General features: G+C 51.7%; 12 protein-coding genes. 9 read left to right on the forward strand and 3 right to left on the reverse strand.

Features of this window, described 5'->3' with window-relative positions; all coding sequences use genetic code 11:
* Positions 1 to 163: 163 nt before the first annotated feature.
* Positions 164 to 1,528, reverse strand: coding sequence for a nucleotide 5'-monophosphate nucleosidase PpnN (gene ppnN, locus OGY01_RS16095; RefSeq protein ID WP_045446906.1), 1,365 nt, complete (start codon positions 1,526 to 1,528; stop codon positions 164 to 166).
* A 113-nt stretch (positions 1,529 to 1,641) separates the two neighbouring features.
* Positions 1,642 to 2,490 carry an NADPH-dependent 7-cyano-7-deazaguanine reductase QueF gene (queF, locus tag OGY01_RS16100; protein WP_045446904.1) on the reverse strand — a complete coding sequence of 283 codons (849 nt, stop codon included), beginning with the start codon at positions 2,488 to 2,490 and terminating at the stop codon, positions 1,642 to 1,644.
* Positions 2,491 to 2,558: 68 nt separating this feature from the next.
* On the opposite strand from queF, the gene syd reads away from it, so the two are divergent.
* The 8 genes from syd (at position 2,559) to OGY01_RS16140 (ending at position 11,074) form a co-directional block, all read left to right on the forward strand.
* Entirely contained in the window at positions 2,559 to 3,104 is a 546-nt protein-coding gene (gene syd / locus OGY01_RS16105) for a SecY-interacting protein (protein WP_286493358.1), read from the forward strand.
* Between the two features lie 632 nt (positions 3,105 to 3,736).
* On the forward strand, positions 3,737 to 4,066 hold the full coding sequence (locus OGY01_RS16110) for a YqcC family protein (protein WP_045446898.1): 330 nt from the start codon (positions 3,737 to 3,739) through the stop codon (positions 4,064 to 4,066).
* Positions 4,066 to 4,848, forward strand: coding sequence for a tRNA pseudouridine(65) synthase TruC (gene truC, locus OGY01_RS16115; RefSeq protein WP_045446895.1), 783 nt, complete (start codon positions 4,066 to 4,068; stop codon positions 4,846 to 4,848). The genes OGY01_RS16110 and truC overlap by 1 nt, the downstream gene beginning before the upstream one ends.
* An 18-nt stretch (positions 4,849 to 4,866) precedes the next feature.
* Entirely contained in the window at positions 4,867 to 5,316 is a 450-nt protein-coding gene (locus tag OGY01_RS16120) for a flavodoxin (RefSeq protein ID WP_045446892.1), read from the forward strand.
* A 480-nt stretch (positions 5,317 to 5,796) separates the two neighbouring features.
* Positions 5,797 to 7,149 (forward strand): galactarate/glucarate/glycerate transporter GudP, encoded by a 1,353-nt coding sequence (gene gudP / locus OGY01_RS16125; RefSeq protein ID WP_045446889.1) that lies wholly within the window; start codon positions 5,797 to 5,799, stop codon positions 7,147 to 7,149.
* Between the two features lie 2 nt (positions 7,150 to 7,151).
* Positions 7,152 to 8,492 (forward strand): enolase C-terminal domain-like protein, encoded by a 1,341-nt coding sequence (locus OGY01_RS16130; RefSeq protein ID WP_048220654.1) that lies wholly within the window; start codon positions 7,152 to 7,154, stop codon positions 8,490 to 8,492.
* A 20-nt stretch (positions 8,493 to 8,512) separates the two neighbouring features.
* The gene (gudD, locus tag OGY01_RS16135; RefSeq protein WP_048220655.1) at positions 8,513 to 9,853 is read left to right on the forward strand and encodes a glucarate dehydratase; all 1,341 of its coding nucleotides are present in this window, start codon (positions 8,513 to 8,515) and stop codon (positions 9,851 to 9,853) included.
* Between the two features lie 78 nt (positions 9,854 to 9,931).
* A complete protein-coding gene (locus tag OGY01_RS16140; protein ID WP_045446880.1) occupies positions 9,932 to 11,074 on the forward strand; it encodes a glycerate kinase in 1,143 nt (380 codons plus the stop codon).
* Positions 11,075 to 11,154: 80 nt separating this feature from the next.
* Here the strand turns inward: OGY01_RS16140 and barA are convergent, their stop codons facing one another.
* Entirely contained in the window at positions 11,155 to 13,911 is a 2,757-nt protein-coding gene (gene barA / locus OGY01_RS16145; protein WP_045446877.1) for a two-component sensor histidine kinase BarA, read from the reverse strand.
* A 57-nt stretch (positions 13,912 to 13,968) separates the two neighbouring features.
* Here barA and rlmD point away from each other — a divergent pair, with 57 nt between their 5' ends.
* The gene (rlmD, locus tag OGY01_RS16150) at positions 13,969 to 15,267 is read left to right on the forward strand and encodes a 23S rRNA (uracil(1939)-C(5))-methyltransferase RlmD (RefSeq protein WP_045446874.1); all 1,299 of its coding nucleotides are present in this window, start codon (positions 13,969 to 13,971) and stop codon (positions 15,265 to 15,267) included.
* Positions 15,268 to 15,319 lie beyond the last annotated feature (52 nt).

Genomic DNA, 15,319 nt, shown 5'->3' on the forward strand with positions numbered 1-15,319 from the left:
TGCGTGTTGAGGCTTTTTTGAGGAGATATTATTGGTATTTATGTGTTGGAGTTGTGCTATGTGACTGGTATCACTAAAAAAGCCGGGAGGCAGAGGTGCCAATCCCGGCTTGTATATGGACAAATCTGTCACCGCGATAGCAGCGTCAATCTGTCGTTGGAGGTTAAGCGCAGATCTCGTAGCAAGGGATATACGCAGTACCAGGTAGCTTCATACGATGTTGCGCAACAAAGCCCTGCAGGAGATCGTCCATGCGCCGCATCATCTCGCGGTCACCGTGGATTTTGTACGGGCCAAACTCTTCAATGGCACGGATGCCAACTTCTTTCACGTTACCCGCAACAATACCGGAGAACGCACGACGCAGGTCAGCCGCCAGCACTTCAACGGGCTGGTCAGGATACAGTTTCAGATTGGCCATGTTTTCATGGGACGGCTCGAACGGCATCTGCAAGTCAGGTGCGATACGAATCGACCAGTTGAAACTGTAGGCATCTCCGGTGTCGCGGCGATTCTCTTTCACCAGCGGCATCGCTTTTTTCATCAAGCGCGCTACTTCCGAAGCATCATCAATGATGATGCGGTAGTGACGACGAGCATTTTCTCCCAGCGTGTGCACGATAAACTCATCCAGGACCCGGAAGTAATCCGCACTCTCTTTAGGACCGGTCAGGATCAGTGGCAGAACCTGATCTTTGTTGGCCGGATTCATCAGGATCCCCAACAGATACAGCAGCTCTTCCGCTGTTCCTACGCCACCAGGGAAAATGATAATACCGTGCGCAATACGTACAAACGCTTCCAGACGTTTTTCAATGTCCGGCATGATAATGAGTTCGTTAACCAGCGGGTTAGGCGGCTCAGCGGCAATGATTGATGGCTCAGTCATACCGATAAAGCGGCTGTCTCTGTAGCGCTGTTGGGCGTGGCCGACCGCAGCACCTTTCATCGGGGCTTCCATCGCTCCTGGACCACAACCGGTACAGATGTTCAGTTCACGCAGACCCAGTTGAGTGCCGACGCGACGGGCATAAAGGTACTCATTTTCGTTAATCGAGTGACCGCCCCAGCAGACGACCATATTCGGCGCTTCACCGACGTGCAGCGCTCGGGCGTTACGCAGGATTGAGAAGACCAGGTTAGTGATGTGCACTGAGCTTTCAAGATCCAGATGTTGAAAGCGACCGGCGTTACTGATCTGTCCGTTGACAAAAAGAATATCGCGCAGCACGGCAAACAGGTTGGCCTGTAGCGCGCGAATAATACGTCCATCAACAAACGCATCTTCAGGTGGGTTAATCAGTTCCAGCTTCACGCCACGTTCGCGGCGTAGCACGTTAATGTCGAAACTTTCAAAACGTGACAGCAGCTCTTTGCTGTTGTCAGTCAAACTGCCGGAGTTCAGGACGGCAAGAGAACAGTTACGAAACAGTTGATACAGGTCGCTGCTGGCCGTGCGTTTAAGCATATCGACTTCCAGCTGCGACAACATGTCCATTGAGCCAAGGGGGCTAATATGTGTAATCAAGTAAACTCCTTACGGGACGAGAGACATCATCCTCTATTGATTACAATAGCCCTGGCTTATGATCTTTCACAACCTTGCGTGCGGAATCCGACACGCAAAATTGAGAAAAAAGATTACTGACGTACCAGTCTGCCGATGGCGGGGACAAAATTGGTGTTAGTTCGCCACGGATTAATGTCCAGGCCGCCACGTCGAGTGTAGCGCGCGTAGACGCTCAGTTTTTCCGGCTGGCAGAAGCGCAGAATGTCATTGAAAATGCGTTCCACGCACTGCTCGTGGAATTCATTGTGATGGCGGAAAGAGACCAGATAACGCAACAGCTTCTCGCGATCGATTTTCCGTCCACGGTACTGAATCTGTATGGAGCCCCAGTCCGGCTGATGAGTGATCAGACAGTTGGATTTCAGCAAGTGGCTGACCAGGGTTTCTTCCACCGCTTTCTCACCGCTAACGGCATTTTCCAGATACTCTGTACTGAATTCGTAGTTGTCGATAACGATGTCCTGGTCATCGATGCAGGTACCGTTGAAATGGGCAATAGGTTGCCCTTCCAGTTCGTCAATACGATAGAGTGCCACGCTGACATCACCCTGAGCGCAGGCGCGCAGATCGTTTTCCAGCGTCTGGCGAACCGCATCCCAGGAGTCAAACCGGGTTTGGTTGTAGCTGTTCAGATATAGCTTAAAGCTTTTCGATTCAATCAGATTAACGCTGGTGTAATCCAGTTCAACATGACCGACGGCAACCTGCGGCAAGCCGTTAGCATTCAGCCAGGACAGTTCATACAGCGTCCAGATATCGGCACCGTGAAAAGGCAGGTTATCGGCCTTTAAATCCAGCGGGTCGCGGTTCAGGCTGCGCGGAACGCCCTGCAACAGACTGGCATCGTAATTATCCCGGTAATCTGTTGATTTTCCGAGAGTCAGGCCATCAAGCGCTTGATGGTTTTCATAAGAAGACATGTTTCACCGTCATAAACCAGATACACTATGCGACAAGTGTATCCTGGCTTTTGTGAAGAGAGAAATCAGTGGACGAATTGACTGCGCAGGCGTTGACAGCCTTTACGACACGTTATTGCGACGCATGGCATGAACAAAATAACAGTTGGCCGTTGAGCGAAGATCTGTACGGCGTACCTTCTCCGTGCATTATTTCTTCCACCAATGATGCGGTGTACTGGCAACCCCAACCCTTTGTGGGAGACGCCAACGTAAATGCGGTTGAACGCGCCTTTGATATTGTGATACAACCCGCTATTCATGCTTTTTATACCACCCAGTTTGCCGGGGATATGCACGCGCAGTTTGCAGATGAAAAGCTGACATTGCTGCAAACCTGGAGTGAAGATGACTTCAGGCGTGTTCAGGAAAACCTGATCGGCCATCTGGTTACGCAAAAGCGACTCAAGTTATCGCCTACGCTTTTTATTGCCACACAAGAAAATGAACTTGATGTCATTTCCGTGTGCAACCTGTCAGGAGAAGTGTGCAAAGAAACGCTGGGTACCCGTAACAGAACGGTACTGGCGGCTTCGCTTGCGGAATTTCTCACTCAACTTAAGCCTGTTCTGTAGTCCAGTTTGCCCTGAACCGTGTGAGAGATCTCTTACAAACCCTGTAGGAGATTGCCAGGTAATAAGTAAAGGTTTAGTTGTTCCATTTAACACTAATTTTATGTAAATCAACGTATTACTATCTTACTACCCGCTTTCATATGAAAAAAAGCTTAAGGGGTTGTCTGTAAGTGTCTTGTAAGATAAGGCGAAACAGGCGATTCTATCTCTGTCGACAAGGAGTCGCACAACGAAGTGAACATCAGGATGATGACACTTCTGCAGGACACACCAGGATGGTGTTGCAAGGACAGGCTTCAGGATGAAGCAAAGAGGAAAACGCTGGATGCGTTAAAGGACACCTCCAGGAAGGAGAACGAGAGCCGGTCAGGATAGCCGGTGGGTCAGGATGGCCAGGGACACTTCAGGATGAAGTTTTCACATCGGGGTGGTGTGAGCAGGATGCAAACGTTCAGGACGAACAGGTCGAAAGACCACAGGAAAAGTTGTCACGGATGAGCAGGGAGCACTAAAAGTAGCTGGAATGCTGCGAAACGAACCGGGAGCACTGTTTTTACAGTGCTCCCTTTTTTTATTTCCTTCTCACAAGTGCTATTCTTCGCGCCAGATTTTTCATCATTGAGGTTAATTTCATGACGACTCATGACCGTGTGCGCGAGCAGTTACATGCGCTAGAAGCGTTGCTGCGTGAACATAATCACTGGCGGATGGATGAGCCAGAGGAGCATCTGTTTACCAGCACGCAGCCTTTTTGTATGGATACCATGGAACCAGTTGAATGGCTGCAATGGGTGTTGATTCCCCGCATGCATGCCCTGCTGGATAATGCTCAGCCACTTCCGGAGGCATTTGCCATCTCGCCGTATTACGAAATGGCGCTGGCAGCCGATCACCCGCAGCGTGAGGTTATTCTGATGGCATTGCAGGATCTGGATGCGCTGTTTACAAGCGATAACATCTGATGCTGGAAATACTCTATCAGGATGAATGGCTGGTTGCTGTAAATAAACCTTCTGGCTGGCTGGTCCACCGTAGTTGGCTCGACCGTGACGAGAAAGTGGTGGTGATGCAAACGGTGCGCGACCAGATTGGTCAGCATGTTTTTACCGTTCATCGCCTCGACAGACCGACATCTGGTGTGCTGCTGATGGGGTTATCCAGTGAAGCCGGGCGTCTGTTGTCGCAGCAGTTTGAACAGCATCAAATCCAGAAACGTTACCATGCGATTGTGCGCGGCTGGCTGATGGATGATGCGGTGCTGGATTATCCACTGGTGGAGGAGTTGGACAAAATCGCCGATAAATTTGCCCGCGTGGACAAAGAGCCGCAGCCAGCGGTCACACATTATCGAGGTCTGGCGACGGTTGAAATGCCGGTGGCAACCGGGCGGTATCCGACAACCCGATACGGGCTGGTGGAGCTTGATCCTCAAACAGGGCGTAAACATCAACTCAGACGCCATCTTGCTCACTTGCGCCACCCTATAATTGGCGACAGTAAGCATGGAGATTTGCGGCAAAATCGCAGTGCTGCAGAGCATTTCGGTTGCCAGCGATTAATGCTGCATGCCAGCCAGCTTGAACTTATTCATCCGTTTACCGGGGAGCCGCTGGTTATTCGCGCCGGACTTGACGAGGTCTGGATGCAGGCGTTATCACAGTTTGGCTGGCGTGGACTTCTCCCTGAGAATGAAAGGGTTGAGTTAAGCGAGCCGTCGGGTCAGGATGAGCAGATAGATTCTTAATTCAGGGAGACAAAGGGTATGGCGGAAATTGGTATTTTTGTCGGCACGATGTACGGAAACGCGCTGCTGGTAGCCGAAGAGGCCGAAGCGATCCTTACTGCGCAGGGTCATAAAGCCACGGTGTTTGAAGATCCTGAGCTGACTGACTGGCAGGCGTATCAGGAAAAATATGTGCTGGTAGTAACCTCAACAACCGGACAAGGGGATCTTCCCGACAGCATTGTGCCGCTGTTTCAGGGGATTAAAGATAATCTTGGTTTCCAGCCAAATCTGCGTTACGGCGTGATTGCACTGGGTGACAGTAGCTACGTTAATTTCTGCAATGGCGGAAAACAGTTTGACGCTTTGCTACAGGAGCAGAGCGCCCAGCGCGTGGGTGAGATGCTGCTGATTGATGCCAGTGAGCACCCTGAGCCGGAAAGTGAATCCAATCCCTGGGTAGAAAACTGGGGAACCCTCCTGTCTTAAGGTTCACCCTCCCCCTACCGGGAGGGTGCCTTGCCTGTGCCAGCAAGCAAAAGAACGACCCGTTTCTATCCTAATAAAACTGAATCGTGTTAGCTTCGGGCAAATGCCAGTAAAAGCCTTTCATTTGAAAGGGGTTTTACTGGCGTTTTCATAGGGTCAAGCGACCTGTTTCACACTCCTCTCTTTTCACGCCTGACATTCTCCTTTTCAACCCATCGGATTTCATTTCCGTGAAGTTGCTTCCAGTACCCTGGGCTTTTGCCACAAACATACGTGATACGCTGCCAAAATGTTGTGTTGTTGCACGGTGAGAGCGCGCGGGACGCTTTTTATACTGCTTATGCCAGTAAATAAAAACGCAGCATGCAAGGCGAACGACCTCATAAAAAGCTGCATATATATGAAACGTCACCTCTGATTCCCTACCGGTTGTGCAGTTCAGAGTGAGCGTGGCTAACACGAAAATTCAGGAGTGCAACAATGAGTTCATTAAGTCAGGCAGCGAGCAGTGCGGAAAAACGCACTAATGCTCGCTACTGGATAGTGGTGATGCTGTTTATCGTCACATCCTTCAACTACGGCGATCGCGCTACCTTATCGATTGCTGGTTCAGAAATGGCCAAAGACATTGGCCTGGATGCGGTTGGCATGGGATATGTTTTCTCTGCCTTCTCATGGGCTTATGTTATCGGCCAGATCCCCGGCGGCTGGCTGCTCGACCGCTTCGGTTCAAAACGTGTCTATTTCTGGTCCATCTTTATCTGGTCCATGTTTACCCTGTTGCAGGGCTTCGTCGACATCTTTAGCGGCTTCGGCATCATCGTTGCGCTGTTCACTCTGCGATTCCTGGTTGGTCTCGCTGAAGCGCCTTCATTCCCCGGTAACAGTCGAATCGTCGCGGCCTGGTTCCCGGCACAGGAAAGGGGAACGGCGGTCGCTATCTTCAACTCTGCACAGTACTTTGCCACCGTTATCTTCGCTCCGATTATGGGCTGGCTGACTCATGAAGTGGGTTGGTCACACGTGTTCTTCTTTATGGGGGGCCTCGGGATCGTGATTAGCTTTATCTGGTTGAAGGTTATCCACGAACCGAACCAGCATCCTGGCGTGAACCAAAAAGAGCTTGAGTATATTGCCGCAGGTGGCGCGCTGATTAACATGGATCAGGCCGCAGCCAAAGCCAAGGTTCCGTTCAGCGTGAAGTGGGGGCAAATTAAGCAACTGATTGGCTCTCGTATGATGGTAGGTATCTATATCGGTCAGTACTGTATTAACGCCCTGACCTACTTTTTCATTACCTGGTTCCCGGTTTATTTGGTGCAGGCACGCGGCATGTCGATTCTGAAAGCGGGGTTTGTCGCCTCGGTGCCGGCGATTTGCGGCTTCGCTGGTGGCGTGCTCGGCGGCATTATTTCCGACTGGCTGATGCGCCGTACTGGTTCGCTGAATATCGCCCGTAAAACGCCAATTGTTATGGGGATGCTGTTATCGATGGTGATGGTGTTCTGTAACTACGTCAACGTTGAATGGATGATCATCGGCTTTATGGCACTGGCTTTCTTTGGCAAAGGTATTGGGGCGCTGGGTTGGGCGGTGATGGCTGATACCGCACCAAAAGAGATCAGCGGCCTGAGCGGTGGCCTGTTCAATATGTTCGGTAACATCTCCGGCATCGTGACGCCGATTGCCATCGGCTACATCGTTGGCACCACTGGCTCGTTCAACGGCGCATTGATTTACGTGGGTGTTCACGCGCTGATTGCCGTACTGAGCTATCTGGTGCTGGTGGGCGATATTAAGCGTATCGAACTGAAACCTGTAGCAGGGCAATGATCATGACAACACAATCGAGTCCCGTAATTACCGACATGAAGGTCATCCCGGTGGCCGGGCATGACAGCATGCTGCTTAATATTGGCGGCGCGCACAACGCATATTTTACCCGCAACATCGTCGTTCTCACCGACAACGCCGGGAATACCGGCGTCGGTGAAGCGCCGGGCGGGGAAGTGATTTATCAGACGCTGGTAGACGCCATCCCGATGGTATTGGGCAAGGAGGTCGCCCGGCTGAATAAAGTGGTCCAGCAGGTACATAAAGGAAATCAGGCGGCTGACTTTGACACCTTTGGTAAAGGCGCCTGGACCTTTGAGCTGCGAGTCAACGCGGTGGCGGCGCTGGAAGCTGCGCTGTTGGATCTGCTAGGCAAAGCGCTCAATGTACCGGTCTGCGAACTGTTAGGGCCGGGTAAACAGCGCGACGCGGTGACCGTACTTGGCTATTTGTTCTATGTCGGTGATCGCACAAAGACCGATTTACCGTATCTGGAAAGTACTCCGGGTAATCATGAATGGTATCACCTGCGCCACCAGCAAGCGATGAACAGCGATGCGGTAGTACGTCTGGCAGAAGCGTCGCAGGATCGCTACGGTTTTAAAGATTTCAAACTCAAAGGCGGTGTGCTGCCAGGTGAGCAGGAAATTGAAACCGCACGTGCGCTGAAAAAACGCTTCCCAGACGCACGTATTACGGTCGATCCCAACGGTGCCTGGCTACTGGATGAAGCTATCTCGCTGTGTAAAGGGTTGAATGATGTTCTGACCTACGCGGAAGACCCATGTGGTGCGGAACAAGGGTTCTCTGGTCGCGAAGTGATGGCGGAGTTCCGTCGTGCGACGGGACTGCCTGTCGCGACTAATATGATCGCTACCAACTGGCGTGAAATGGGTCATGCAGTGATGCTCAACTCTGTGGATATTCCGCTGGCCGATCCGCACTTCTGGACGCTTTCTGGCGCGGTGCGCGTGGCACAGTTGTGCGATGACTGGGGCCTGACCTGGGGTTGCCACTCGAATAACCACTTCGATATATCGCTGGCGATGTTTACCCATGTTGGTGCTGCTGCACCGGGCAATCCGACGGCTATCGACACGCACTGGATCTGGCAGGAGGGTGATTGCCGCCTGACGAAAAATCCACTGGAAATTAAGAACGGAAAAATTGCTGTTCCGGACGCTCCCGGACTGGGTGTGGAACTGGACTGGGATCAGGTACAAAAAGCACATGAAGCGTATAAGGCGTTGCCCGGTGGCGCGCGTAATGACGCAGGCCCGATGCAGTATTTGATCCCCGGATGGACTTTTGACCGTAAACGTCCCGTTTTCGGCCGTCACTGATTTTGAATAAGGACACAATGATGAGTACACAATTTACTACCCCAGTCGTTACCGCTATGCAGGTTATTCCGGTTGCGGGTCACGACAGCATGCTGATGAATCTGAGCGGCGCGCATGCCCCATTCTTCACGCGTAATATTGTGATTATCAAAGATAACTCCGGCCATACTGGCGTCGGTGAAATTCCCGGTGGCGAGAAAATTCGCAAAACCCTGGAAGATGCGATCCCGCTGGTAGTCGGCAAAGCGCTTGGCGAATATAAAAATGTGCTGAATGCCGTACGCAATACATTTGCCGATCGCGATGCCGGTGGGCGTGGTTTGCAGACCTTCGATCTACGTACCACTATTCACGTTGTTACCGGGATCGAAGCAGCAATGCTGGATCTGCTGGGTCAGCATCTGGGGGTAAACGTGGCCTCTTTGCTGGGCGATGGTCAGCAGCGTAGCGAAGTCGAAATGCTTGGTTATCTGTTCTTTGTTGGCAACCGTAAAGCGACGCCGTTGCCGTATCAGAGCCAGCCGGATGAGCAATGTGACTGGTATCGTCTGCGTCATGAAGAGGCGATGACTCCGGATGCAGTGGTAAGACTGGCAGAAGCGGCGTATGAAAAATATGGCTTCAATGACTTCAAACTGAAAGGCGGTGTGCTGGCAGGGGAAGAAGAGGCTGAATCTATTGTTGCGTTGGCGAAACGCTTCCCACAGGCGCGCGTGACGCTGGATCCAAACGGTGCCTGGTCGCTCAATGAAGCGATCAAAATCGGTAAATACCTGAAAGGCTCGCTGGCCTATGCCGAAGATCCGTGTGGGGCAGAGCAGGGCTTCTCCGGGCGTGAAGTGATGGCAGAATTCCGTCGCGCTACCGGACTGCCGACGGCGACCAATATGATCGCGACCGACTGGCGTCAAATGGGGCATACGCTGTCTCTGCAATCCGTTGATATTCCGCTGGCGGATCCGCATTTTTGGACTATGCAGGGTTCCGTACGCGTGGCGCAGATGTGCCATGAGTTTGGCCTGACATGGGGCTCTCACTCCAATAACCACTTTGATATTTCGCTGGCGATGTTTACCCATGTAGCAGCGGCGGCACCGGGTAAAATTACGGCTATCGACACTCACTGGATCTGGCAGGAAGGCAACCAGCGTCTGACCAAAGAGCCGTTTGAAATTAAAGGTGGCATGGTGCAGGTACCTGCGAAACCGGGGCTGGGCGTGGAACTCGATATGGATCAAGTAATGAAAGCGCACGAACTGTACCAGAAACATGGACTGGGGGCGCGTGACGATGCGATGGGAATGCAGTATCTGATCCCGAACTGGACCTTTGATAATAAACGCCCATGCATGGTGCGCTAAGCGTTATGCCGGTTCTGACAGGAACCGGCACTTCTCCTGTTGTATGCTTAACACCGTCAACATGCGTAAGGATGCTTTATGAAAATAGTGATCGCACCGGACTCCTATAAGGAAAGTTTGAGTGCGCTTGAGGTGGCAACTGCCATTGAGCAGGGGTTTCGTGAAATTTGGCCTGATGCTGATTACGTAAAGATCCCGCTTGCTGATGGTGGCGAGGGAACGGTTGAAGCAATGGTTGCTGCAACGGCAGGTCGCCTGGTTCATGTTGATGTTACTGGTCCTCTGGGAAGCAATGTTCAGGCATTTTATGGCTTATCGGGGGATGCACGTTCCGCGTTTATTGAGATGGCAGCAGCCAGTGGATTGGAGCTGGTGCCACCGGGTTCACGTGACCCGCTAAAAACGACCTCCTGGGGTACCGGAGAGCTGATACGTCATGCGCTGGATGCGGGGGTTGAGCATATCATCATCGGGATTGGTGGTAGTGCAACAAACGATGGTGGTGCCGGTATGGTGCAGGCACTGGGGGCAAGATTACTGGATGAGCAGAATAACGACATTGCACAGGGCGGTATGGGCCTGGAAGCGCTCGCCAGGATTGATATCTCTCAGTTAGACGCACGTCTTGCCGAGTGTCGCATCGAAGTGGCATGTGATGTGACCAACCCGCTTACTGGTAAAGAGGGGGCCTCTGCGGTATTTGGTCCGCAAAAAGGGGCTACACCCGAAGTGATTGCGCGTTTGGATCAGGCGCTAACGCACTATGCGCATTTGATTGACCGCGATCTGAATGTTGAGGTGCTGGAGCTGGCTGGCGGCGGTGCTGCCGGTGGCATGGGGGCTGCGCTGTATGCGTTTTGTGGCGCTCAGTTACGTTGTGGCATAGAGATCGTAACCGATGCGTTACACCTTGATGACTGCGTCGCAGATGCGGATTTAGTGGTGACCGGCGAAGGGCGTATCGACAGCCAGACGATTCATGGCAAAGTGCCGGTCGGTGTGGCGAACGTTGCAAAGCGTTACAATAAGCCCGTCATTGGTATTGCGGGTAGTCTGACACCGGATGTTGGTGTGGTGCATGAACATGGTATCGATGCTGTTTTTAGCGTGATTTTTACCATTTGTACGCTGGACGAGGCGCTGGATAATGCGAGCGAAAATGTACGGATGACGGCGCGAAATGTGGCTGCGACGCTTAAAGTAGGGCAACAATTACGTTGAATTATTGGGCCGGATAAGGTGTTTACGCCGCAATCCGGCGATTTACCCGGCGGCACTAAGCTCACCGGGTAGTTAAACCGTTATCCCAACATCTTCTTCGCTTCTCGCGCGACGTTATCCATTTCATCAAGAAGCTCTAAAAATTCAGGTTCCAGATCTTCTTCTTTGGTGCCACTGCGCAACTGCTGCTCAATGAGCTGGCACAGATTCTTCATACGAGGAACGCCGCTATAGCCGCAGCTGCCGTGCAGTTTGTGAATCAAATCCACCAGGCCTTCGGGATTTTCACCTACCAGTTGTTCTTCAATTTTGTTACGAACCTCAGGCAGGAAATCGATCAGCATTTGCAGCATATCGCGCGCCAGATCGTTTTTCCCTGCGGCTTGTCTTAATGCCAGTTGCCAGTCGAGCGTGGTGTTCGGGTTGACGACTGGCTCAAGGGGTTCAACGGCAATCGCCCGGGTCAACGCAACTGCTCCGGGCTTGTAGCGTAACAGCAGATTATGCAGCTTATCTTCTTCGATTGGCTTCGCCAGATAATCGTTCATTCCGGCACTGAGTAGCTTCTCTTTTTGACCGGCCATGGCGTGTGCCGTTACGGCAATAACTGGCGTCTGTTGCTGATGAGGAAGTTGATGGATCAGTTCACAAGCGCGTATACCGTCCATATCCGGCATCTGAATATCCATCAGAATCAGATCAAACTGCATCTGCTTGGCGCGATCTACTGCCTGATGCCCGCTGTCACACAGTTCGACGTGCTGCACCTTATCTTCCAGCAATGCGCCGATCAGTTTGAGGTTCGCCGGATTGTCATCCACAGCCATGACGGTCATGGCAATTTTACTCTCATCCATCAGCAGCAGCTCTGCGCTTTGATTCAGATGACAATACTCCGTGAGTGCAGGCAGCAAGCGGGTTGAGGTAAGTGGTTTTAACAGACACGCCGCAGCGCCGCCTTGTTTTAATTTCTCCGCGTTAATTTGCGCATGGCAAGGAAGCGCCAGTAACAGGAAATCTGACATCGCTGCAGCGCTTGCCAGTCGCTCATGCTGCATGGTGAGCGGTTCACGGAAAGTAACGGGTACGCCGAGTAGCAAAATATCGTAATGATCCGCTGGCAGCGCGGAGAATGACGGGCTGTAAATCACCTCCAGCGGTGTTTCACTTAATATATCCAATGTGCATTGTGCTGCAGTGGCATTGGGTTCAACGTAGGCCAGCCGTTTACCGACCAGGCAACGGGTTGGTGAGCGTTCACTGAGAACGTTAGGATTGAGATCGAGACTGATATGAAACCAGAAAGTGGAGCCGCGATTCGGCTGGCTATGGAACGAAATATCCCCACCCATTTCGTTAACCAGTTTTTGTGTAATCACCAGCCCCAGCCCGGTGCCACCGTGGCGTCGTGAAATACTGGCATCCGCCTGGCGGAAGGCCTGGAACAGACGGGACTGATCTCGTTCCGGAATACCAATGCCGGTATCGCGGATTTGTACTTCGATTTGTACCTTGGTATTACTGAGGGAGCGTTTCTCGACCAGAATGTCGATATTACCGCTCTCGGTAAATTTGATGGCATTCCCGACCAGATTGGTAATGACCTGCTGTAAGCGCAGCGGATCGCCGATTACATTGTCTGGCACATCATTCTTAATATTAAGCGTCAGCTCAAGCCCTTTATCATGGGATGAGTGTGCCAGAAGTGTTACGACATCATCCAGCGTACTGCGCAGAGGAAAGGGGATACTTTCCAGAATCAGCTTACCTGCTTCCAGTTTGGAGAAGTCGAGAACGTCATTGATGATAGCCAACAGATTGTTGGCAGAGCGCTCAATCGTATTCAGGTGATCCCGTTGCGTGGTGTTTAACTCAGTTTTTAACGTCAGGCGTGTAAAACCAATGACGCCATTAAGCGGCGTACGCAGTTCATGCGACATGTTTGCCAGAAACTCAGATTTAATGCGCGCAGCTTCCTGGGCGCGCTTCTTCGCCAGATCCAGTTCGACGTTCTGAATCTCCATCTGCTCCAGTGTTTCACGTAGGTCGGAGGTGGCCTGATCAATGTTGTGCTGCATCTCTTCATGATAGGCGGCGAGAGACATCGCCATTGAGTTGATGCCATTCTTCAGCATATCCAGCTCACCCAACATGAATCCTTCTACCCGGCTGTCGAGTTGCCCTCTTCGTATACGGTCGACGGTATTCACCATGTTGCGGATAGGCCCGGTGACGTCACGCATCAGACGCCAGCCGAAAATTAACGCAATACCAATACAAAACAGCATCATAACGCTGGAGATGAAGATCTCTTTGTACTGTTGTAGCCGCACTGATTTGAGGTCTAACTCAAGTGCCACGTATCCCAGCATGTTTTTCGTATTTTTCGCATCGCTAATGGCAGATTCATCCGGAGAATAGCTTTCCGATATAATAGGAGTACGCAGGATCATGATATCCCCGAGCCGGGTAACGCTCAGCTTGCGGGGAAACGGCTCGCCGGTAGCAAGCTGCATTTCCGATGGATCGAGATGAAAGTTTGATGTGACGAACAATCGGTTATTTTCGTCATAGACAGAAATTGCCCGCACGATATCGGAATGGCGGCGGTGCAGCACGCTGATAAGCTGGCCGATGGATTCCCGATTTTGCAAGTTCATGCCATATTCGCTGGAGACAGCAAGTGGCTCAATGATGCTGGCACCCGCGTCTTCCAGTTGACGCTGCAAGTCGTTATAGCGGTGCACAACAAAAAAGATACTTAGCAGCAAACCAATCAGGACGGTCGGGGCCAGGATCAGAATCATCATGCGAGCGCGCAGGCTGTAGTTGGTCATGGAGTTCCGTTATGGGACAATTAGGGTCACACTGTTAAATAGAGAAATATCTCGTCGATGGCGCAATTCTACTCTGCAAAGCGACGCGTGACGACGCGTCAGATCATAACCGTTACTGTCAATGACCTCGATCCTTTTGGTCAGGGCGTAGCTCGCCATAACGGGAAGGCCCTGTTTATACCGGAATTATTGCCCCAGGAAAGCGCCGAGGTCGTAATAACCGAAGATAAAAAACAGTTTGCCCGAGCGCAAGTCAAACGTCGCTTAAACGACAGTTCGGATCGTGAAGTGCCACGTTGCCCACATTTCGGTGTGTGTGGCGGCTGCCAGCAGCAGCATGCAAGCATTCATCTGCAGCAGCGAAGTAAAAGTGCGGCGCTGTCACGTTTGATGAAATGTGAGGTTTCAGAAATCATTTCTGGCACTCCGTGGGGTTATCGTCGTCGGGCGCGTTTAAGTCTGAACTATCGACCCAAAGAACAGCAGTTGCAGATGGGATTTCGTCAATCCGGCTCCAGCGACATTATCGATGTGAAGCAATGCCCTGTTTTGGTGCCCCAACTTGAGGCGCTGCTGCCCGACATCAGGGCGTGCCTGGAGAGTTTGCAGGGGCTTCGGCATCTTGGTCATGTTGAACTGGTGCAGGCGGGTAACGGCACCCTGATGATTTTGCGGCATACGGCACCACTAAGTGCAGCCGATAAAGAAAAACTGGAATGCTTTTCGCATTCCCAGGGACTGTCTTTGTTTCTGGCTCCACAAAGCGAGATACTTGAATCAATCTCAGGGGAATCGCCCTGGTACGACTCAAATGGACTACGTTTAACCTTCAGCCCGCGTGATTTTATCCAGGTCAATGAAGGGGTGAACCAACAAATGGTGGCCCGGGCACTGGAATGGCTGGATGTGCAGCCTGAGGATCGCGTGCTCGATCTGTTCTGCGGTATGGGGAATTTTACGCTGCCGCTGGCTGCACGAGCTGCAAGTGTGGTGGGGGTTGAAGGTGTGCCTGCGCTGGTGGAAAAAGGCCGGGAAAATGCACTGAATAATGGATTACACAATGTGACATTCTTTCATGAAAACCTTGAGGAAGATGTCACCAGGCAGCCGTGGGCGAAAAATGGGTTCGATAAAGTCCTTCTCGATCCTGCGCGTGCGGGGGCTGCAGGCGTGATGCAACATATTATAAAATTAAAACCTGGTCGCGTTGTTTATGTATCCTGTAATCCTGCTACGCTGGCTCGTGACAGCGAAGCGTTGCTTAACGCGGGATATGCCATTCAACGACTGGCGATGCTCGATATGTTCCCGCACACTGGACATCTGGAATCAATGGTCCTGTTTGAGCGTTTGTAATAAATATTTTACCCGATGAATTTCGGGTTGCATTGAGTCTGTCAGAAGCCAA

Origin of the sequence: Citrobacter sp. Cm038 (assembly GCF_030333105.1) — a bacterium.
GTDB lineage: Bacteria > Pseudomonadota > Gammaproteobacteria > Enterobacterales > Enterobacteriaceae > Citrobacter > Citrobacter murliniae.

What these genes read in the sequence shown, in the direction of transcription:
- queF (WP_045446904.1), bottom strand. Translation starts at nt 2,490, where the DNA reads ATGTCTTCTTATGAAAACCATCAAGCGCTTGATGGCCTGACTCTCGGA.
- OGY01_RS16110 (WP_045446898.1), top strand. Translation starts at nt 3,737, where the DNA reads ATGACGACTCATGACCGTGTGCGCGAGCAGTTACATGCGCTAGAAGCG.
- truC (WP_045446895.1), top strand. Translation starts at nt 4,066, where the DNA reads ATGCTGGAAATACTCTATCAGGATGAATGGCTGGTTGCTGTAAATAAA.
- OGY01_RS16120 (WP_045446892.1), top strand. Translation starts at nt 4,867, where the DNA reads ATGGCGGAAATTGGTATTTTTGTCGGCACGATGTACGGAAACGCGCTG.
- gudP (WP_045446889.1), top strand. Translation starts at nt 5,797, where the DNA reads ATGAGTTCATTAAGTCAGGCAGCGAGCAGTGCGGAAAAACGCACTAAT.
- OGY01_RS16130 (WP_048220654.1), top strand. Translation starts at nt 7,152, where the DNA reads ATGACAACACAATCGAGTCCCGTAATTACCGACATGAAGGTCATCCCG.
- gudD (WP_048220655.1), top strand. Translation starts at nt 8,513, where the DNA reads ATGAGTACACAATTTACTACCCCAGTCGTTACCGCTATGCAGGTTATT.
- OGY01_RS16140 (WP_045446880.1), top strand. Translation starts at nt 9,932, where the DNA reads ATGAAAATAGTGATCGCACCGGACTCCTATAAGGAAAGTTTGAGTGCG.
- barA (WP_045446877.1), bottom strand. Translation starts at nt 13,911, where the DNA reads ATGACCAACTACAGCCTGCGCGCTCGCATGATGATTCTGATCCTGGCC.
- rlmD (WP_045446874.1), top strand. Translation starts at nt 13,969, where the DNA reads ATGGCGCAATTCTACTCTGCAAAGCGACGCGTGACGACGCGTCAGATC.